Source organism: Streptomyces sp. NPDC086989 (assembly GCF_044745505.1).
Lineage (GTDB): Bacteria > Actinomycetota > Actinomycetes > Streptomycetales > Streptomycetaceae > Streptomyces.
The window spans coordinates 257,574-276,237 of sequence record NZ_JBIVAL010000009.1; the positions used below are offsets into that span (position 1 = coordinate 257,574).

The 18,664-nt window shown below is 74.1% G+C and carries 17 protein-coding genes; 4 read left to right on the plus strand and 13 right to left on the minus strand.

The annotated features are described in order from the left end of the window. Nucleotides 1-41: 41 nt before the first annotated feature. Together ACIPK4_RS23605 and ACIPK4_RS23610 are read left to right on the plus strand one after the other, a co-directional pair. Nucleotides 42-800: a 3-hydroxybutyrate dehydrogenase gene (locus ACIPK4_RS23605; RefSeq protein ID WP_402315619.1), complete on the plus strand. Its 759-nt coding sequence runs from the start codon at nt 42-44 to the stop codon at nt 798-800. Nucleotides 801-890: 90 nt separating this feature from the next. Further along, nucleotides 891-1,574, plus strand: coding sequence for an HAD family acid phosphatase (locus tag ACIPK4_RS23610; RefSeq protein WP_402315621.1), 684 nt, complete (start codon nt 891-893; stop codon nt 1,572-1,574). Nucleotides 1,575-1,629: 55 nt separating this feature from the next. Here ACIPK4_RS23610 and ACIPK4_RS23615 read toward each other — a convergent pair whose 3' ends face one another. The 10 genes from ACIPK4_RS23615 to ACIPK4_RS23660 form a co-directional block, all read right to left on the minus strand. Further along, entirely contained in the window at nt 1,630-2,871 is a 1,242-nt protein-coding gene (locus ACIPK4_RS23615) for a cytochrome P450 (RefSeq protein ID WP_402315623.1), read from the minus strand. A 26-nt stretch (nt 2,872-2,897) separates the two neighbouring features. Then, nucleotides 2,898-4,289, minus strand: coding sequence for an NAD(P)/FAD-dependent oxidoreductase (locus tag ACIPK4_RS23620; protein WP_402315625.1), 1,392 nt, complete (start codon nt 4,287-4,289; stop codon nt 2,898-2,900). After that, nucleotides 4,282-4,530, minus strand: a complete 249-nt coding sequence (locus ACIPK4_RS23625; RefSeq protein WP_402315801.1) for a ferredoxin — start codon at nt 4,528-4,530, stop codon at nt 4,282-4,284. Before ACIPK4_RS23625 ends, ACIPK4_RS23620 begins: the two co-directional genes overlap by 8 nt. Before the next feature lie 127 nt (nt 4,531-4,657). Further along, nucleotides 4,658-5,293, minus strand: coding sequence for a hypothetical protein (locus ACIPK4_RS23630; protein WP_402315627.1), 636 nt, complete (start codon nt 5,291-5,293; stop codon nt 4,658-4,660). 96 nt (nt 5,294-5,389) lie between these two features. Then, nucleotides 5,390-7,165, minus strand: a complete 1,776-nt coding sequence (locus ACIPK4_RS23635) for an IclR family transcriptional regulator (protein WP_402315803.1) — start codon at nt 7,163-7,165, stop codon at nt 5,390-5,392. Between the two features lie 5 nt (nt 7,166-7,170). Beyond that, complete coding sequence (locus ACIPK4_RS23640) at nt 7,171-7,749, minus strand: RNA polymerase sigma factor (protein WP_402315629.1); 579 nt, start codon at nt 7,747-7,749, stop codon at nt 7,171-7,173. Nucleotides 7,750-8,036: 287 nt separating this feature from the next. After that, the gene (locus ACIPK4_RS23645) at nt 8,037-8,648 is read right to left on the minus strand and encodes a nucleoside/nucleotide kinase family protein (protein ID WP_402315631.1); all 612 of its coding nucleotides are present in this window, start codon (nt 8,646-8,648) and stop codon (nt 8,037-8,039) included. Nucleotides 8,649-8,670: 22 nt separating this feature from the next. Next, on the minus strand, nt 8,671-10,761 hold the full coding sequence (locus tag ACIPK4_RS23650; protein ID WP_402315633.1) for a SpoIIE family protein phosphatase: 2,091 nt from the start codon (nt 10,759-10,761) through the stop codon (nt 8,671-8,673). 144 nt (nt 10,762-10,905) lie between these two features. Further along, entirely contained in the window at nt 10,906-12,111 is a 1,206-nt protein-coding gene (locus ACIPK4_RS23655; RefSeq protein WP_402315635.1) for a beta-ketoacyl-[acyl-carrier-protein] synthase family protein, read from the minus strand. Then, a complete protein-coding gene (locus ACIPK4_RS23660; protein WP_402315637.1) occupies nt 12,108-12,359 on the minus strand; it encodes an acyl carrier protein in 252 nt (83 codons plus the stop codon). The genes ACIPK4_RS23655 and ACIPK4_RS23660 overlap by 4 nt, the downstream gene beginning before the upstream one ends. A gap of 154 nt (nt 12,360-12,513) precedes the next feature. Here ACIPK4_RS23660 and ACIPK4_RS23665 point away from each other — a divergent pair, with 154 nt between their 5' ends. After that, entirely contained in the window at nt 12,514-13,305 is a 792-nt protein-coding gene (locus ACIPK4_RS23665; RefSeq protein WP_402315639.1) for a lysophospholipid acyltransferase family protein, read from the plus strand. A gap of 29 nt (nt 13,306-13,334) precedes the next feature. Here ACIPK4_RS23665 and ACIPK4_RS23670 read toward each other — a convergent pair whose 3' ends face one another. From ACIPK4_RS23670 to ACIPK4_RS23680, 3 genes are read right to left on the minus strand one after another with little or no spacing between them, the layout of a single operon-like run. Further along, complete coding sequence (locus ACIPK4_RS23670; protein ID WP_402315641.1) at nt 13,335-14,525, minus strand: beta-ketoacyl-ACP synthase 3; 1,191 nt, start codon at nt 14,523-14,525, stop codon at nt 13,335-13,337. A 12-nt stretch (nt 14,526-14,537) separates the two neighbouring features. After that, nucleotides 14,538-16,034, minus strand: coding sequence for a hypothetical protein (locus tag ACIPK4_RS23675; protein WP_402315643.1), 1,497 nt, complete (start codon nt 16,032-16,034; stop codon nt 14,538-14,540). Nucleotides 16,035-16,063: 29 nt separating this feature from the next. Beyond that, the gene (locus tag ACIPK4_RS23680; RefSeq protein WP_402315645.1) at nt 16,064-17,473 is read right to left on the minus strand and encodes a hypothetical protein; all 1,410 of its coding nucleotides are present in this window, start codon (nt 17,471-17,473) and stop codon (nt 16,064-16,066) included. 368 nt (nt 17,474-17,841) lie between these two features. Here ACIPK4_RS23680 and ACIPK4_RS23685 point away from each other — a divergent pair, with 368 nt between their 5' ends. Continuing rightward, complete coding sequence (locus tag ACIPK4_RS23685; protein WP_402315647.1) at nt 17,842-18,651, plus strand: dienelactone hydrolase family protein; 810 nt, start codon at nt 17,842-17,844, stop codon at nt 18,649-18,651. Nucleotides 18,652-18,664 lie beyond the last annotated feature (13 nt).

Sequence of the window (18,664 nt, forward strand, 5' to 3'; positions counted from 1 at the left end):
CCGCCATGGGCGCGGCCCGTCGCGCTCCCTACTGTTCAGCCATGACGAGCCAACTTCCTTTCCTGCGGGAGCGCGTCGCGCTGGTGACCGGCGGCGGCAGCGGCATCGGGCGGGCCTGCGCCATCGCCCTGGCCGAGGCGGGAGCGAGCGTGCACGTGGTCGACATCGGCGAGGAGTCGGCCGAGGCCGTCGCGGAGCTGGTCGGCGGGCGGGCACACGTGGCCGACCTGGCGGACCCCGCCGCGATCGAGCGGCTGCCGAGGGCCGTGGACATCCTGGTCAACAGCGCCGGCCTGCAACACGTCGCCCCCCTCACCGAGTTCCCGCCCGAGCGCTTCGCGCTGATCCAGCAGGTGATGGTGACCGCGCCGTTCCTGCTGCTGCGGCACGTGCTTCCGCACATGTACGCCGGCGGCTGGGGCCGCGTGGTCAACATCTCCAGCGCCCACGGGCTGCGCGCCAGTGCCTACAAGTCCGCCTACGTCGCCGCCAAGCACGGGCTGGAGGGGCTGAGCAAGGTCACCGCCGTCGAGGGCGCCCCGTACGGGGTGACCAGCAACTGCATCAGCCCCGGCTACGTCCGTACCCCGCTCGTCGAGGCCCAGGTCGGGCAGCAGGCCGCCGCACACGGCATCAGCCCCGGCGAGGTGCTGTCGCAGGTGCTGCTCACCCGCTCCGCGATCAAGCGCCTGATCGAGCCGGAGGAGGTCGCGGCGGCCGCCGTGTGGCTGTGCGGAGCGCACGCCGGCTACCTCACGGGTACCTCGCTCCCCCTCGATGGTGGCTGGACGGCCACCTGAAATTAACTACCGACCAGTAGACATGGGCTGCGATCTTGCCGATTCTGGCTCCGTACATGCCAAATTTCAGCCACTGAGGAGCGCCCCCACATGCGCAGCACCCGCGCCCGCGTCCGCCTGCTCGCCACCGCGACCGGCACGGCCGCGGCCACCGTCGTCCTGATGCTGGCCCCGTCCGCCTCGGCCCAGGCCGCCCCCGCTCCGGTTCCGGCTCCGGCGGCCGCCCCGGCCGCGGCCACCTCCTCCGCCCCCGGCGGAAACGCGCTCATCCGCGGAGTCGACTACGGCACGTGGAAGCGTGACGTGGCCGCCGTCATGGCCGAGGCGCGCCCGTACGTCGAGCAGCGCATCGCCCAGGCGCCGGCCGGCGAGAAGCCCGCGATCGTGCTGGACATCGACAACTCCTCGCTGGAGACGGACTTCCACTGGTTCTGGACCTTCCCGACCCCCGCGATCTCCGAGGTCCGCGACCTGACCCGGTACGCCAACGACCACGGCGTCGCCATCTTCTTCGTCACCGCCCGCCCCGGGATCATCCAGTCCCTCACCGAGCACAACCTCAAGGCGGTCGGCTACCCCGTCACGGGCCTGTACGTCCGTGACCTGCCCGCCCTCTTCGACGAGGTGAGCGCGTACAAGACGGGCAAGCGCGCGGAGATCGAGTCCCGCGGCTACACGATCATCGCCAACATCGGGAACAACAACAGCGACCTGGTCGGCGGTCACGCGGAGCGCACCTTCAAGCTGCCGGACTACGACGGCAAGCTCTCCTAGCCGGTACGCCGCTGCCGGCCGCCCGCGCGCGGATGGCCGGCAGCGGCGCGCCCGGTCAGCTGGGCCGGATCCCGTCGCAGGTGATGCGCAGGTGCCGCGGGCCGCGCAGGACCGCGTTCTGCCGGTAGGGCGGCGGGTCCTCGATCAGGCGCGGGTTCTCCAGGCGGCGGGCGAGTTCGCTCAGCGCGAGCTGCGCCTCCAGGCGGGCCAGCGGGGCGCCGAAGCAGCTGTGGATGCCGCTGCCGAGGCCCAGGTGCTGGACGTCCTTGCGGTACGGGTCGAACCGGTCCGGGTTCTCGAAGCGGTCCGGGTCCCGGTTGCCCGAGGCGAGGACCAGCCACATCGAGGAGCCCTTGGGGATGGTGACCCCGCGGACCTCGATGTCGACGAGCGGGGTGCGCTGGGGCAGCAGCTGCACCGGCGGCTCGAACCGCAGCAGTTCCTCCACCATGGGCACGGCGAGCCCGGGCGTCTCGCGCAGCTGCCGGAGGACGTCCGGGTTGCGCAGCAGGGTGAGCATCCCGTTCGTGATGAGGTTGACGGTCGTCTCGTGGCCCGCGATGAGCAGCAGGGCGGCGGTGCTGAGCAGTTCCATCGTGCTCATCGTCTCGTCCTGGCCGTGCCCGACGGCCAGTTGGGAGAGCATGTCGTCGCCGGGGTTCTTGCGCCGCTCCTCGATCAGCCCGGCCAGGTACATGCCGAGTTCCATCCGGGCGTCGTGGGTGGTCCTGTCCCGCTCCGCCGGGTCGGCGTCGGGATCCGGGTCCAGGCTCGCGGCCAGGGTGTCGGCCCAGACGTGGAAGCGTGCCTCGTCCTCGCGCGGCACTCCGAGCAGCCGGCAGATCATGGTGACGGGGAACGGGTACGAGAACTGGTCGACCAGGTCGATCTCCCCGGGGTCGCCGAGGTTGTCGATGAGCCCGGTGACGATGCCGTGCAGGTCGTCGCGCATCCCGTCGATGCGGTGCGGGGAGTGCGGCGGCCCGAAGGGGCGGTTGGTCATCCGGCGCAGCCGGTCGTGCTCCGGCGGGTCCAGCTTGAGGAAGCTCGGCGGCAGTGCCGCGGCCCCCTCGTCCTCGCCCTCGGTCAGCGGATCCCCCGCCGTGGCGGCCAGGTTGCGGGCGTCGGAGCTGAGCCGCGGGTCGTGCAGCAGGCTCTGGATGTCGTGGTACGTGCTGATGACGTACGGGCCTTCCCCGTCGTGGAAGACCGGGGTCTTGCGCAGCTCCGCATACAGCGGGTACGGGTTCGCGCGGTTCGAGTAGTCGAGGATGTCGGTCAGGATGCCTTGCTTCATGCCGGGTCCTCCGGAGGGCGGGCGGGTCAGTGCCCGGCGGGGGTGAAGGTCATCCGCCGGTCGGCCGGCGAATATCCGCTGAGGGTGACGGTCGGGCCGTGCGTGGGCACGGACGGGTCCGGGAAGTCCGCGGGGAGCGGCTTCTGTCCTTCGGGGCGCCGGTCCACCGTGGGGAACGGCGGCGGGAAGGGGGCCGTGGCCTCGATCTGCTGCTGATAGAACTGGAGCCAGCGCGAGTTGTCGAAGGTGACCGCCCCGATGACGCGGCCCTGGTAGCCGTAGACGCCGGTGAAACGGCGCTCGGCGCGCGAGCCCTGGGTGATCATGATCTCGGTGCCCATCGAGGGCACGCCCACCGACTTGATGCTCACCCCGAACTGGGAGGACCAGAAGGCCGGGACCCAGATGTGCGGCCGGCGCTCGGTGCTCTCGCTGAGCATGTTGTGGGCTGCGGTCTCCGCCTGGGAGACGGCGTTGCCCCAGTGCTCCAGCGACAGGAACTGGTAGCCGAACAGCGGGTGCGGGGAACGGGCCACGTCACCCGCCACGAAGATGTCGTCGGTGACGATGCCTCGGATGTCGAAGGCCCGGCAGCCGGCGTCGCAGGCGATGCCGCGGGGGCCGGCGCCGAGTCCGGATCCGTACAGCCACTCGGTGTTGCGCTGGGCGCCGAGCGAGACGACCACGACGTCGCACTCCAGGCTGGTGTCGTCGGAGAAGTGCGCGGCGCGCACCCGTCCGGTGGCGTCGCCCTCCAGGGCGGTGACCATGACCCCGGTGCGCAGGTCGACGCCGTTCTCCCGGTGGAGTTCGGCGGCGACCGCCCCGATGACCCCGCCGAGGGCGCCGACGAGGGGGGCGTCGCCGCGCTCGGCGACGGTGACCTCCAGTCCGCGCTCGCGGCAGGCGGAGGCGATCTCGGAGCCGGTGAACCCGGCGCCGATGACCAGGACCCGGCGGGGGCCCGCGTCGAGCCGGCGGGCCAGGGCCGCGCCGTCGTCGCGGGTCCGCAGCACGAACACGCCGTCGAGCTCGGCCTCGGCCGGGTTGGGCCACGGCCGGGCCCGTACACCGGTGGCGATCAGCAGCCGGTCGTAGGGCACCTCGTCGCCGTCGGCGAGCCTGACCCGCCGGGCCGCCATGTCGAGGCCTGCGGCCGGTACGCCGAGGCGCCACTCGGCGTCGATGTCGCGGCGGCGGGGCAGCGCCGTGCCTTCTGCGGTGCCCATGCCGAGCAGGGCCTGCTTCGACAGGGGCGGGCGGTCGTACGGCTCGTGGGGCTCGTCGCCGATCATGGTCAGCGAGCCCTTGAACCCCTTGTCGCGCAGGGTCTCGGCGCCACGCAGTCCGGCGAGCGAGGCACCGACGACGACGATCCGGCCGTCCGCCTTGAGGCGGTCCAGGGCTGCGTCAGCCATCGGACTCCTCCCCGGTGGCGGGCGCGGTGGCGGGCGCGGTCGCGGCCATGTCCAGTTCGTCCACGAGGATCGCCTGTACGGGGCAGGCGGCGACGGCCTGGGCGACACGCGCGCGATGGGCGTCCTGCGCCTGCGGGTCGTAGAGCAGGCCTTCGTCTCCGTGCATCGCGAAGACGTCGGGTGCGAGGAAGGCGCATTGGGCGTACCCCTGGCACCGGTTGAGATCGACGACAAGCCTCAGCAAGGTCCAGTCCTTTCGTTGGCCCCTCCGACTCACCGGCCAGCGTGCGGCCATCGGAGCCGCAGGGCCCGTCCGGCGCGGCCATCGGGGTGACGACCTGGCGGATCAGGGTTGCGGCGGGCGCGGATCACCGGTTGCGGCGGGCGGTGCGCAGGATGTACAGGCTGATCAGCAGGGCCCAGGCCGGGAAGACCAGCTCGGACCAGGGCAGGGTGGAGCCCACCACCAGCAGGACCAGGCCGGCCACGGTCCCGATCAGCACCAGCGGTCTGGGGAGGACTCCGAGCTTGCGCCCGAGGGTCGAGGTGGCGAGGACGAAGACGGCGGCCATCCGCATGCCGTACGTCGTGAGCAGCGTGTAGGCGAAATGCCGGCCGAAGCCCGTGGGGTCGTCCGCGTCGAGCACGGTTGCGGCGGCGGCGACGGCGCCGAAGAGGCAGGCGACGAAGACCAGTCCGCTGCCCAGGAACACCGTGGCGATGAACCGGTCCTCGGCGTCGCCGGTGTGCTGGCGCAGCGCGCCCATGAACCACAGGAAGGCGATGCCCGCGAAGGGGATGAGCTCCACGGCCGTGGTCAGCTCGCCGCGGCGGCCCGGGGCCAGCGCCACCTCCTCGCCGCCGGCCCCCTCGGGCAGTGAGATCCGTGCGAGCACCATCGCCGCCGCGAGCAGGACGGCGAAGACCACCCCGGCCAGCCCTGCGGCCTTGGGGGTGCTCAGGTCATGTGCCGGGGACGTCGTCCCGGGTGCTCCCTGTGTCATTCCTCCAGCAAGCCGCCCGCCGGGCCGTGGTGCCAGCGGGACGACGCGGTCGGGTGACGCCCGCGGCCCGCCACCCGGCCGCGGGCCCGGGTGCCCCTACGGGGCGGTGATCAGGATGCCGTCCGGTGCGCCCGCCCCCTCCGCGCCCGCCCCCTCCGCCCCTTGCGGCTCCGGCCGGCCCGTGCCGGGGGCGCTGCCGGCCACGATCAGCGCGAGCAGGACCGCCGCGGCCTCGCTGCGCAGGATCCGGGCGGCCTGCACCAGGCGTTGCGGGCCCGGGGCCGGGATCGACAGGGCCAGGCATTCGGCGTCGGGGCCCGAGGTGATCGGGACGGCCGCGCAGACCGTGCCCATCGCGTACTCCTGGAGGTCCAGCAACGGTGCGCCCGGGCGGCGGGCGTCGAGCTGCCGCACGAGGTCGTCCTGCCGGGTGATGGTGTGTGCGGTGAACCGCGCCGGCCGGTGCCGGGACAGGTGGTCCCTGCGGCCGTCGGGACCGAGCTGGGCGAGCAGGGCCTTGCCGACCGCCGAGGCGTGCGCGGCGGCCCGGAAGTCGACCCATTCGTCCACGAGCGGGGTCGCCGGGCCGTCGGCGTACTGGGTGATGCACACCTCGCCGTCGGTGTAACGGGCCACGTAGACGGCGGCGCCGACCGCGTCCCGCACCCAGGCGAGGGTTTCGCGCAGGTGTCCGCGCCCGTCGCCGGACGCCGCCCCGGTCAGTAAGAGCGCCCGGCCGGCGACGTACGCGCCGGGGCCGGCCGGAGCCGCCAGGTTCGCCCGTACCAGTTGCTCCGTCACCCGGGCCAGGACGAGTTGCGGCAGCCGGGTCTCGCGGGCGATCTGGGCGAGGCTCACACCGCCCGAGTACCGGTGGACGACCTCCAGGACGCGCAGCGCCCGGTGGACGGCCTCCATCGCGACGGGAGCCGGCCGCGCACGGGACGTCCCGCGTCCGGCCCGGACCGGCTTCGGCCGCCTGAGCGCTTCGAGCGCACCGGCGTTCGCCTCGTCCATCAGGTGCGGCAGGTTCAGCCGCGCGTGCCGGCCCACCGCGACCGCCACATGCGGGCCGGGGAGGAACACCTGCCCCAGGTCAGGGTCGTCGCTCCAGCTGCAGGCCGTCACGGCCCGCCGCAGCCGGGCGGGCAGCCGGTACGGGGGCCGCCCGCCACGGCCCCGGACCGCCGTGAGGGCGGTGAGGTCCTGAGTGCTGATCGGCGGCGAGGTCCAGATGACCGAGGCTCCGAGGGCCTCCTCCAGGTTCTCCGGGACCTCCGGCAGCAGCGGCAGGCCCTCGTCCGGGGGCAGCGCCCCGGCCAGCGCCTTCCAGTGCCGGGCGGTGCGCACCTCGGCGCGTGCGAGGTGGTGGAGGTGCAGCAGGCGCGCCGCGGTCTGCGAACCGGCTCCGGCCGCGTACTGGAACCAGAACTGCGCGCCCTCCATCCGGTCCGCGAGGTGCAGCAGGCAGCCGAACAGCAGCGCGGGTTCGGCTCCGTGCGGCCAGGTTCCGGCGGTCAGCGCGAGCTCGGCGAAGGGGCGGCTCTCCGCCAGGGACCAGGCCAGGTCGTCCAGTGCCCGCGCGGCCCGTACGTGGCAGGCGGCGTCGAGCACGAGGTCGTCCGCCGGGGTGGGCACGGGCGCGGGCGGGCGCGGGCGTCCGGCGAGGGACGCGGGCGCCGGGAAGGCGCCGCGAGCGGGGGCTCCCGTCGCCGGGCGGGTCCGGTCTGCGGCGATCCGGCGGGCGATGCGCCGCCGGGCGGCGTCCTCGTCGTAGCCGGCGTACTCCTCGACCAGGACCCGGGCCTGCTCCAGTGCCGCCGTCAGCTCCACCCCCTCCTCCCCCGTCACGGAGCCGCGGTCGGCCGTCATGTCGCTCACTGGCCCTTCTCCTCTCCGGGAGCCCAGTCCGTCCCGAGTTTCTGGGACAGGATTCGGTTTGCGCCTCGAATGTGCGAACGGACCGCGGCGGGGGAGATCCCCATCGTCCGGCCGACGGTGCCGTTGTCGTAGCCCAGCAGGAAGGCCAGCAGCACCACGTCGTAGTGCCGTTCGGGCAGACAGGCGATCGCCGCGTACAGGCCGAGCTTGGACTCCAGCAGTTCCATGCGCCTGCGGGACGCGCGGCGCAGCGCGGCGAACGAGGCCGTCTCGACCATCGCCCCGGGCCGGCCGAGGAGCGCCAGTCTGCGTGCGACGTGTTCGCGCAGCACCGCCCAGGCGAAGCCGTGCAGGCTCGCCTCCTTCAGCGCCTGGCACCACACCTTCAGCAGGAAGGTGAACACGTCGTCGACGACGTCCTCGGCGTCCTCGCGGGAGCCCAGTTGCAGGTGTGCGTAGCGCAGATAGGCGCGGTGGTGCTGGGAGTGGAACGCGCTGAACTCGACCGGCAGCACGCCGACCAGCTCGCTGGAGACCGCCCGGTCACCGGACGGGTCGAACTCGCCCTCACTCATGCGCTCCTCCATGCGGGCGGCGTGGGTGTCTCCTGACGGCATCGAAGGCGAGGAGTATCAGCACGGGAGTGACGGTCTGGACTCGATTCACGTCGGCGGGAAGCCTTCCGGTGAAGTGAACGGAACGGGAGTGTCTGCCCCCACCTCCAGCGGCCGGACGGACCGGCCGCTCCCCCAACACCACCCCATCGGAAAAGCCGCCCGATTGTGCACGGCTATCGACGGAAATCTTTCGGGAAATGGCGCATCTGCTCCGCTGCGCGCCCCCCTTTCCGCCGCGTACGCCCCTATTCCACGACCAGGTCCGCCCGCATCCGGCCCGCGGCGATCAGCCGTGCGTTGCGCTCGTCGGAGCGCGCCACCCACTCCTCGGCACGGGCCGGTGCCTTCCCGTGGCGCACGTGCCGGTCCACCAGCCGCCGTACGCGCAGGGCGTCGTCGGGCGCCAGGAACCAGACCTCGTCCAGGAGCGGACGCACCGCCGCCCACTCCCCCGCGTCGTGCAGCAGGTAGTTGCCCTCGGTGATCACCAGGGGCACCGCGCGGCCGACGGGGACGCTGCCGGCGACCGGCTCCTCCAGCGCCCGGTCGAAGGCCGGGGCGTAGACCGCGGCGGGCCCGGGGGTGCGCAGCCGAACCAGCAGGGCCGCGTATCCGGCTGCGTCGAAGGTGTCCGGGGCGCCCTTGCGGCCGGCCCGGCCCAGCCGCTCCAGTTCGGCCTGGGAGAGGTGGAAGCCGTCCATCGGCACGACGACGGCCAGTTCGGGTCCGAGCGCCCCGGCGAGGCGTGCGGCCAGGGTCGACTTGCCGGCACCGGGCGGCCCCGCGATGCCGAGGATCCGGCGGGTGCCCGGCGCCGCGAGCGCGCGGGCCCGTTGCTCCAGTTCGGTGAACTCCATGCCCCCATCCTGCCCGGCCGCTCTACGCAGGCGGGTGGGTGTGGGGGGTGGTGCCGACGCGGGCGACGAGCAGGGCGATGTCGTCGTCGGCGGAGGCCGGGACGAGGTGGCTGATCAGCGAGTCGCACAGATGGTCCAGCGAGTGCTGGGGTTCGGTGAGCAGGCGGGTCAGTTCCGCGAGCCGCTCGTCGATGTCGCTTCCGCGGGCCTCGACGAGGCCGTCGGTGTACATGACCAGGAGGCTGCCCGGCGGCAGGGTCAGGTCGGTGGTGGAGAAGACCGTTCCGCCCACGCCCAGGGGGGTGCCGGGCGGCAGGTCGAGGAGGCGGACCGTGCCGTCCGGGGCGACGGCCGCCGGCGGCGGGTGTCCGGCGCGTGTGATGCGGCACTGACCGGTCCGGGGGTCGATCACGGCGTACAGGAAGGTGGCGATCATCGGTTCGGCGAGGTCTTCGAGGGTCGCCTCCAGCTGCCGCATCAGCGCCTCCGGGGCGAGGTCGAGCCGGGCGAGGGCGCGGACGCTGGCGGAGAGCCGTCCCATGACCGCCGCGGCCGCGATGCCGTGGCCCATGACGTCGCCGATGAGGAGGGCGGCCTTGCCCCCGGGGAGTTGCAGGACGTCGTACCAGTCGCCGCCGATCTCGTTGACGTCGCCGGCGGGCAGGTACCGGTGGGCGACTTCGACGCCGGACGGCGGGGTGATGTGCTGGGGCAGCATGCTGCGCTGGAGGATGACGGCGGTCTCGTGCTCGCGGTGGTAGAGGCGCGCGTTGTCGATGCTGACGGCGGCGCGGGCCGCGAGCTCCCCGGCGAGCGTGACGTCGTCGGGCCCGAACGGGCCGGCGGGTCCGGTGCGGTAGAAGGTGGCGACGCCGAGGACGAGGTCCCGCGCGACCAGCGGCGCCATCATGAACGAGTGCACCCCCAGGTTCAGGATCTGCCCGGGTCTGCTCGTGTGGCGGGCGGCGGAGGCGACGGCCTGCTCGTCGAGGCGGGCGAGCAGGAAGGGCCGCCGGGCGGCGAGGGCCTGGGTGTAGGGGGCGGCCGAGGGGAACGTGAGGGTCCTGCCCAGCGGGGCGAGGACGCCGATCACCGCGGAGCCCGTCAGCGGGGCCTTGCCCAGGCGCCGCAGGGCCACGCCCCCGGCCAGGCCCGGGCCGGGTTCGTCACCGCGGGCGAGGGTGTCCAGTACGTCCACGGTGGCGGCGTCGGCGAGCTGCGGGACCGCAAGGTCGGCCAGCTCCTGCGCGGTCCGTTCCAGCTCCAGGCTGGCACCGATGCGGACGCTGGCCTCGCTGAGCAGCGCCAGCCTGCGGCGGCCCGCCTCCGCCTCGATGTGGTCGCGCTGCTGATCGGTGATGTCGAGCAGCGAGGCGATCACCCCGATCGGGCGGCCGCCGGGGTCCTCCACCCGGACGTACGAGCAGGACCAGAACCGGTCCCGGGAGGGGTCGGCGGGGGTGCGGCCCCTGCGCCGGCGGTCCAGTACCGGCTCCCCGGTGGCAAGGACCTGCCGCATCGCGTCCTCCATGTCCTCCGCGTTCACCTCCGGCAGCACCTCCACGAGCCGCCGTCCGACGTGAGCCGACTCCGAGAGGCCGTTCATCTCCTCCAGGGCCGGGTTGACCTGGAGGAACCGCAGCTGCGTGTCGAGGATGGCGATGCCGACGGGCGAGCGGGCGAACAGGCCGTCCCAGACGGCCGACGAACCGCGGATCCGGCGGGCCGCGTGCGCCTCGGCGGCGAAGACCAGGACCGCGGAGGCGCCGTGGCGCCGGCCGGGCACCGGGCAGGCCCAGATCTCCAGCTCCAGCGGGTGCCCGTCCTGGTGCCATGCGGTGACGGTGCCCATCACCCCGCGGCCGGTGACGGCGGTCTCCCACAGGGCGCGGCCGAGGCTGCGGTCGGCTCCCGGGTGCAGCAGGTCGGCGATGTGCCGGCCGACGATCTGCGGCGGGGTGTAGCCGAGCAGCTCCTGCGCGGCGCGGTTCCAGCGCACGATCGTCCCGTCGGCGCCGGTGGCCAGCTGCGCCACGGGCAGCGAGCCGAGCCACCCGCCGGCGTCCTGGGCGGCGCCGCTGATCAGGTCCTCGATCGGTGTCTGCTCGGTCATCGCGCACCCGCCCCCGTACCACCGGTGCCTCCCGGGGTGCCGTGGCCGGCTCCGTGCGACCGCCCGGCGAGGGAGGCCCTCAGCTGTGCTTCCTGCACACCACCCATGGTCGCCCGGCGGGCCCGGGACCGCTTCCCGGCGTGGTCAGGGGCGTGCGAGCACCGCCACGGCGTTGTGTCCGCCGAACCCGAACGAGTTGCTGACGGCGACCTGACCGGAGTGCCTCCTGGCCGTGCCGCTGACCACGTCGATGTCCATCGCGGTGTCGGGCTCGGTCAGCCCGGCCGTGGGCGGCACGGTGTCCTCGGCCAGCGCCATGACCGTCAGGGCCGCCTCGATGACGCCGGAGGCCCCGAGCGTGTGCCCGAGGGCGCCCTTGGCCGAGGTGACGGGCGGCCGCCGGGGAAAGACGCGGGCCAGGACGGCGGCCTCGATGCCGTCGTTCTGCCGGGTAGAGGTGCCGTGCGCGTTGACGTGTCCGACGTCGTCGGGGCCGACGCCCGCGTCCGCGAGGGCTGCGCGGACGGCCTGCTCGGCGCCGCGGCCCTCGGGGTGCGGGGCCACGAGGTGGTGTGCGTCGGTCGTGGCGGCGTAGCCGATGAGCCGGGCGAGCGGCCGGGCCGCGCGCGCGGCGGCGTGTTCGGGGCGCTCCAGAACCATGGCCCCCGCACCCTCGGCGACGACGAAGCCGTCGCGGTGGGCGTCGAAGGGCCGCGATCCGGTGTTCGACAGGGCGCCCAGCTGCGAGAACCCGGCCACCATCAGCCGGGTGACGGCCGCCTCGGCTCCGCAGACGAGGGCGATGTCGCACTGCCCGCCCGCCAGCAGGTCCCTGGCGAGACCGAGGGCCGTGGTGCCCGAGGCGCAGGCCGTGGAGGTGGCCAGGGCGGGGCCGGTCACGCCGAAGCGCAGTGCGATGTTGGCGCAGGTCATGTTGATGAGGTAGCCCGGGAGGAAGTACGGGGACACGAACTCCGGCCCCCGCTCCCCGAGCCGGGCGAGCGCCTTGTCCTGGGTGACGACGCCGCCGGTGGCGCCGCCGGTGACGACGGCGACGCGGCCGCCGTCCCACTCCCGGGGGTCGAGTCCGGCGTGATCGAGGGCCTGGGCCGTGGCCACCAGGCCGAACCGGTCGACCGGGTCGAGGTGCACCGAGCCGCGCAGGTGCAGGACGGGGTGGTCCGGTTCCGGTACCCGGCAGGTGAGGGAGACGGGCAGACCGTGCAGCAGGGGGTCGGGGGCGGCGGTGGAGCGCCCGGCGCGGACCGCCGTCCACGTGCCGTCCCGGTCGCACCCGGCCGGAGTGACCAGGCCCAGCCCCGTCACCACGGCCTCGGGGCGTCTGGTCAACGGCCCGTCCGCCGTTCCTCGACGGATGCGGCGAGCCCGGCGAGGGTGGCCGTGCGGAGTTCTTCCTCGTCGACCTTGACGCCCAGCGTCTCGTGAACGGCGATGGCCATTTCGACGATCATGAGCGAATCGGTCAGCAGGTCGCGCAGGGGCGCACTCCCCCGTACCTCTTCGGAGGGGACTTCGAACCTCTCGACGAGCAGTTCACTGATCAGGTCGAGGACGGATTCCGGCGCAGAAGTAGTCACGTCAGCTCTCGTGTGCGGTATCGGTGCCATTGCGGCCGAGTGGACGGGTACGGCGATCTCTCGTGCTCAAATAGGTACCACGGCCGGGGATTTACTCAAAACTCGTCCGCAATGGGCCTGTTGATGATTCGAAACGTGAGAGTGGGGACCATTCGTGTCGGAAAGCACGGCGGATGTGACCGATGTGATCGAGATGGCCGGCGCTGAACTCAGGTATGCGAAGGAGGCGCTCGGCAAGGCCGGGGAGAAGGCGTGGGACCGCTTCCTCGACTGGCTCGTGGACGACTACTTCCGGCTGGAGGTGACCGGTCTGGAGAACATTCCGGCCGAGGGCCCCGCGGTCGTCGTCGCCAACCACTCGGGCGCATGGGGGCTCGACGCATTCGTCCTGCAGAAGGTCTTCGCGCGCGGACTTCCGCGGGCCCTGTGCGTACCCGCGGCGCCCCTGGTGTTCCGCTTCCCGGTCATCGGCTCGTACGCCCGCAGGAAAGGCGCCATTCCGCTCGATCCGACGCTGGGATGGGAACACCTGGCCGCCGGGGAACTCGTCGGAGTGTTTCCCGAGGGCATTTCCGGCCTGGAAAAGCCGTTCCGGGAGCGCTATCGGCTCCGGCCGTTCAGCCCCGGATTCGCGGTGACGGCCGTTCGGGCGGGCGCCCCCGTGGTGCCGCTGTCGGTCATCGGCGCCGAGGAGGCCTGCCCCCGGTTCGGCGAGATTCCGGCGCTGGCACGCCTCCTGGACCTCCCGTGCTTCCCGGTCACCACGCTCTTCCCGCTGCCCTCCAAGTGGCTCGTCACCGTCGGCGAGCCGATCCCCGCCCCGCCGCGACCCGCGTCCTACGCCGCCCGGGCCGCCGCGGCCCGGCTGCTGTGCGCCGAGTCGCAGGCCGCCGTACAGGCCCTGGTGGACCGGGAACGGCGCCGGCGGGACACGCCGTTCTGGTGAGCCCCGCCGCCCGGGGAGGGGGCCGGGGCTCACCCGCCCTCGGCCACCGCCCGCACCTCGGGCCAGACCAGGGTGGTCGACCCCCAGGCCAGCCCCGCACCGTACGCGGTGAGCGCCACCCGCAGGCCCGGCGACAGTGTCCCCGCGGCCGCCGCCTGGGCGAGCAACACGGGCACCGAGGCCGCCGCGGCGTTCCCGTACGTCTCGATGTGCGACAGCACCCGGCCCGGCGGCAGGCCCAGCTCGGCGGTGAGCCCGTCCAGGATGCGCTGGTTGGCCTGGTGGGCGACCAGCACGTCCAGGTCCGCCGGCCGCCAGCCGGCCCGGTGCAGGGCCCGGGTGACGGAATCGCACATCCCGACCACGGCCTGCTTGCGCACGACGGGCCCGTCCATCCGGAAGTACGGGGAGAACTCCGCCCCCGGCTCGGCCAGTTGCCGCTTCCTGGCCCGCGCACCACCGCCGGGCACCTCCAGCAGATCGGCCTGCGCGCCGTCGCTGCCCAGGTCGAAGGGCCCGAAGGCGCCGGGCGCGCCGGCTTCGGCGGCGTGCAGCACCACCGCGCCCGCCCCGTCGCCGAAGATGGCCGACATCAGCCAGTCCTGTGGATCGAGGAACGCGCTGAACACGTCCGAGGCGACCAGCAGGACGCGCCCGAAGGCCCCGCCGGTGATCATCGAGGTCGCCACGCCCAGGCCGTACAGGAACCCGCTGCAGCCCGACGCCAGGTCGAACGCCGGTACCGTGCCCAGTCCGAGGCGCGCCGCGACCTCCGGGGCCCCGGCCGGCAGGAGCCGGTCCGGGGAGATGGTGGTCAGCACCACCGCGTCGACGGAGTCCACCCCGGCTGCCGTGAGCGCGTGGCGGCCGGCCCGTACCGCCAGGTCGACGGTGGCCTCCCCGTCCGCGATCCGCCGGCTCGCCACACCGATGCGCTCGCGGATCCACTCGTCGCCGATGGGCCGCTGCCCGCACAGCTCGGCGTTGGTGAGGACGCGCGGGGGCACGTACGCCCCGAGCCCGGCGAGTGCCGCGGCCCTGCCGGCCGCGGGCGCGGATGCCGGGAGGGGCCCCGGGCCGGGCCCCGGGGCCGGAGCGGATGCCGCCGGGGCGAGCACCGGATCCGGGGCGGGCGCCGGATCCGGGGCGGGCGCCGGATCCGGGGCGGGCGCCGGATCCGGGGCGGGCGCCGGTCCGGTATGCGCTGCCGAAACGTGCACGTACTCCTCCGCTCAGTCCGACAGCCGCTTCGCTGCCCGCCGTACACCGTCGGCGGCCGTGGCGCACCGCTCCGCGTGGCCCAGCAGGACCATCCGGAACCGCTCCCCCTCCTCGTCGGCGTTCCAGCCGCTGTTCGCGGCGCAGGCCGCGAGGCTCTCCGCGTGCCGCTCCAGCCGGTCGGCGCTGGCGTGCGCCAGCGCCCCGTACGCCGCCGGGGCGTAGCCGAACGCCGAGACCGGCACGGCCGTCGCCTTGCCGACCGTCACCCGTCCGTCGCCCGGCCGGGCGGCGAGGTCCTCCAGCGCCACGACCAGGGTCCGCGGGTCGAGCGCGTCGGGCAGCCGGTCCGCGGTGAACTGCGGGGAGATCACCACCGGCCGGACCGATTCGGTGACGACGCGTACGACGTGCTCGGCGACGAGCGCCGCGAACCGCGATGCCGCGCAACCCGTCGGGGCCCCGCACAGCGGCGGCATCCCCGACGTCGCCGCCGTCGCCGACGGGCCCGAAGGCCCCGCTTCCGGGTGGGGTTCGCCGTCGAGACCCCGCAGCCAGCCGGGCACCCGCAGGATCTCGGTGCCGGCCCGGACGGCCAGGTCCTGCCAGGTGAAGTCCTCCCGTACGGGGTACACGGCCGCGGCCACCGGCGGCCAGCGGCGCAGCGCCTCGCCGACGGCCGCCTCCGGGGACGCGGCGGCGCCCACGGCGAGCAGGGCCAGCGCCTGGAGCACGGTCCCGGCGGCGGCCTCGGAGACCAGCGCGAGCGCGTGCGCGACGGCCGGCAGGGCGGTCCCGGGATCCGTTCCCCTGCCCCCCGGCCCCCGGCCCGTCAGCCGGCCGGCGAGGCAGTCGGGGTCCGGGTCCGCCAGGTACGGTTCCAGCCGGCGCCGCAGTGCGTCGGCGCGGCCGTCGTAGGCCCTGCCGTCCGCGGCCTCCGTGGCCGCCGTGAGCACCTCGCTGAGCAGTGTGTCCTCGACCGCGGCGGCGCCCGCGACCACGCGCCGGCCCAGCCGCTGCATGCCGCGCCGCCAGTCGCGCCACTCCAGCGTGCCGTCCCCGCGCCGGCCCTCGATCACCCGGTCGACGTCCTCGGACAGCAGGGCGCCCAGTTCCGCCGCGGGCACGGCCGCCTCGCGCGGCAGCGGCACGTGCGGCGACAGCCCGTACCGCTGTCCGCCGGGGGTGAGGCCGACCGCGGGCGCGAGCGCCCCGGCCTCGTCGGCGCGGGCCAGCAGACCCGCGGCGTCCGGGCCCGCCAGCGGCACGAGGAACGAGCCGAACGGGGTGCTCAGCCGCACCGGCCGCCCGGAGCGGGTGCGCCGCAGGAAGGCCAGCAGCCGGCGCGTCACCCCGTCCCGGGTCAGCGCGTCCAGTCCGAGGGCGCGGGCCGGGGCGTCCACCCATGGCAGGCGCTGGGCGGCCATCACCGCGCTGAACACGGCGTTCTCCAGGGGCCAGGCCGTCGCGGGGCGTCGCGGCGTGGTGGCCGGGCTCTCGGCAGAGGTCATCGGTCGGTCTCCCTTGTGGTCCCTGGTGGTCACTTGTCGCGCAGCATGTACGGCTGGTTGCCGACGACTTCGCCGTCGTAGGCGCTGATGAGCTTGTTGACCTGTTCCCGGTAGGGGGCGAGTCCGCCGCGCAGCGCGTCGGAGTACGCCTGCGGGGCGTGCGACAGCGGGTAGTCGTACGACTCGTCCAGCCAGGCCAGTTCGACCCAGCTCTCGGGGATGTGATGGGGCGCGGCCGGGCCGCGGCCGTCGAGCCCCGGGATCACGTCGTGCTTGTTGACGAGGCTGACCACCTGCGTGGTGTGGTCGGCGGGCCGCTTGCCGTCGATCGGGGACCCGATCGCGATCACGTGCGTGACCCGGTAGGTCGAGGACACCTCCACGTCGCTCGCGAGGTTCATCGCGGTCATCCCGCCCAGACTGTGTCCGACGATCATGAGCTCGGATCCGGCGGGCACCCCGGCCCGCAGGAGCAGCTTCTTCGCGGCCCGTGTGTACGTCGTGTCGGTGCGCAGCAGTCCGTCGAAGGCGCCGACCAGGTCCTGCGGGGTGCTGTTGCTGAGCAGGGCGAAGCTCGTGCCGGGCAGCAGGAGCACGTACCGTACGGCGCCGTCCGCGCACGCGACGCGGCGCAGCAGCACGAGGCCGTGGTTGCCGAGGGCCCCGATGTCGTTGACGTAGCTGACGATGTCGTTGCGGGAGGAGGCGAGCACCTTCGCGAGGATCGGGTCCGGCTCGGTGCGCTCGGCGCGGCCCGGGCCGGGGTTGAGGAAGCCCAGGACGGAGCTCGGCAGTCCGAGGATCGGGTCGGTGGTCGGCACGCCCCCGGCGAGGGTCACCCAGGAGAACTCGTCGTTGACCGGGTTCTCGTCGAGCATGCCGAGCAGGGCCAGCAGTTCCATGATCACGGGGCTCACCGTGGTCAGGGCGCGGGTCACGCCGAGCAGTTCGACCAGCCCGTGCATCGCACGCAGCGCCTCCAGCCGGTTCCCGGCCACCATCGCGTCGGTCAGGCGGCGGGCGGCCGGTGCGCCGAGGTTGGGGTGGTCGGCCGCGGCGGCCTTGATGCGCAGGGCGAAGGCGTCCACGGCCATGGCCACCTTGGCGGGGCGACGGTACGTCATGCTCCCCGCCATCCGGGCGAGTTCGCCGACCATCCCCCCGTTCGCCCCGAATCCGAGGCCGGTGGAACCGGTCAGCGCCTGGGCGCAGGTGAGGGCCGTGCCGAGGGCCCAGCCGGGCCGCCGCAGCGCCTCCAGCCCGAACCGCCAGCTGAACAGCGCCCCGGTCAGCTCCGCACCGGACTGCTTGGCCGTCAGGGCCGCGTCCGCGAGGAGGACCGAGGCCGCGATGAGGAGTCCGGTGTCGATGCGCTCCGGGGCGGACGCGGGACCGGCCGGTGCGGGTGCGGATCCGGGGGCCGGTGACGGTGCCGGCACGACGGGGCCGTCGGCACCGGAGCCCTTCCGTGTGGGCAGACGCCGAGCCGTTTCGTCGACCACCTGAGGCGCCACGTGCGTACCTCTCATCCCTGTGAACGGCTTCGCAGCCTTGCCCGCTGTGTGCGGGGGAATGGTGGCACCGAATGTGATCCTTTCCGTGCGCCCGGGCCCCGCCTGCGCAGGTCGCCCCCGTACGGAACCGGGCCCGCAGCCCGGTCCGGCGCGCGCCGCGTTCACCCGACGGGGTGGACCGCCCCGGCAGGGTGACCGGCCCTGCCCGTGGTTGACGCACCTCCGGCCCGGTCGGTTTTTTGGCATGGACGCGGCGTACAGTCGGCTGCCGACGCCGACCGAAAGCAGGAGCAATGACAGGTACCGCACCGACCTCCACCCTCGCCGGCTGGCGCCGGGCTCCGTTCGCCGCCGAGGGGCTCTCGTACGACTGCTTCGAGAAGGGCGAGGGACCCGGCGTGGTGCTCCTGCCGGAGCTGCCCGGCATCACGCCCGAGGTGCTCGGCCTCGCCGAGCACCTGGTGGACGAGGGGTTCACCGTCGTGATGCCGTCACTGTTCGGCACGCCGGGCAAGCCGGTGTCCGTGGCCCGGACCGCGGCGGTCTTCGCCCGCGTGTGCATCTCCTCGGAGTTCCGGGCCTTCGCCACGAACGCCAGCCGGCCCGTCGCCGACTACCTCAGGGCCCTCGCCCGTGACCTGGCGGCCCGTACTCCGGCGGCGGGGGTCGGTGTCATCGGCCTCTGCTTCACGGGCGGATTCGCCCTGGCCGCCGCCGTGGACGAGGCCGTGCTGGCCCCGGTGATGAGCCAGCCCTCGGCGCCCATCGCGGTGACCGCCGCCCGGCGGACCGACGCGGGCGTCTCCGAGGACGAGCTGCAGCGCGTCGTCGAACGCACCCGCGACAGCGGCCTGTGCGTGATGGGGCTCCGGTTCAGCGAGGACTGGATGGCCCCCGAGGACCGGTTCGACACGCTGCGGTCGCGGCTCGGGGACGCGTTCAAGGTCGTCCGGCTCGACTCGGCCCCGGGCAACGGCGACGGCTTCGGCCGGCTGGCCCATGCGGTGCTGACCCTGGAGGTCCGCGAAACCCCCGAGGACCACCCGGCGTTGAAGGCCAGGGCGGACGTCACCGCGTTCCTGCACGAACGGCTGGGAGGCTGAGGCCGGCGGCCGG

Coding starts and splice junctions, on each gene's coding strand:
- ACIPK4_RS23605 (WP_402315619.1), top strand. CDS start 42: ATGACGAGCCAACTTCCTTTCCTGCGGGAGCGCGTCGCGCTGGTGACC.
- ACIPK4_RS23610 (WP_402315621.1), top strand. CDS start 891: ATGCGCAGCACCCGCGCCCGCGTCCGCCTGCTCGCCACCGCGACCGGC.
- ACIPK4_RS23615 (WP_402315623.1), bottom strand. CDS start 2,871: ATGAAGCAAGGCATCCTGACCGACATCCTCGACTACTCGAACCGCGCG.
- ACIPK4_RS23620 (WP_402315625.1), bottom strand. CDS start 4,289: ATGGCTGACGCAGCCCTGGACCGCCTCAAGGCGGACGGCCGGATCGTC.
- ACIPK4_RS23630 (WP_402315627.1), bottom strand. CDS start 5,293: ATGACACAGGGAGCACCCGGGACGACGTCCCCGGCACATGACCTGAGC.
- ACIPK4_RS23635 (WP_402315803.1), bottom strand. CDS start 7,165: ATGACGGCCGACCGCGGCTCCGTGACGGGGGAGGAGGGGGTGGAGCTG.
- ACIPK4_RS23640 (WP_402315629.1), bottom strand. CDS start 7,749: ATGAGTGAGGGCGAGTTCGACCCGTCCGGTGACCGGGCGGTCTCCAGC.
- ACIPK4_RS23645 (WP_402315631.1), bottom strand. CDS start 8,648: ATGGAGTTCACCGAACTGGAGCAACGGGCCCGCGCGCTCGCGGCGCCG.
- ACIPK4_RS23650 (WP_402315633.1), bottom strand. CDS start 10,761: ATGACCGAGCAGACACCGATCGAGGACCTGATCAGCGGCGCCGCCCAG.
- ACIPK4_RS23675 (WP_402315643.1), bottom strand. CDS start 16,034: ATGACCTCTGCCGAGAGCCCGGCCACCACGCCGCGACGCCCCGCGACG.
- ACIPK4_RS23685 (WP_402315647.1), top strand. CDS start 17,842: ATGACAGGTACCGCACCGACCTCCACCCTCGCCGGCTGGCGCCGGGCT.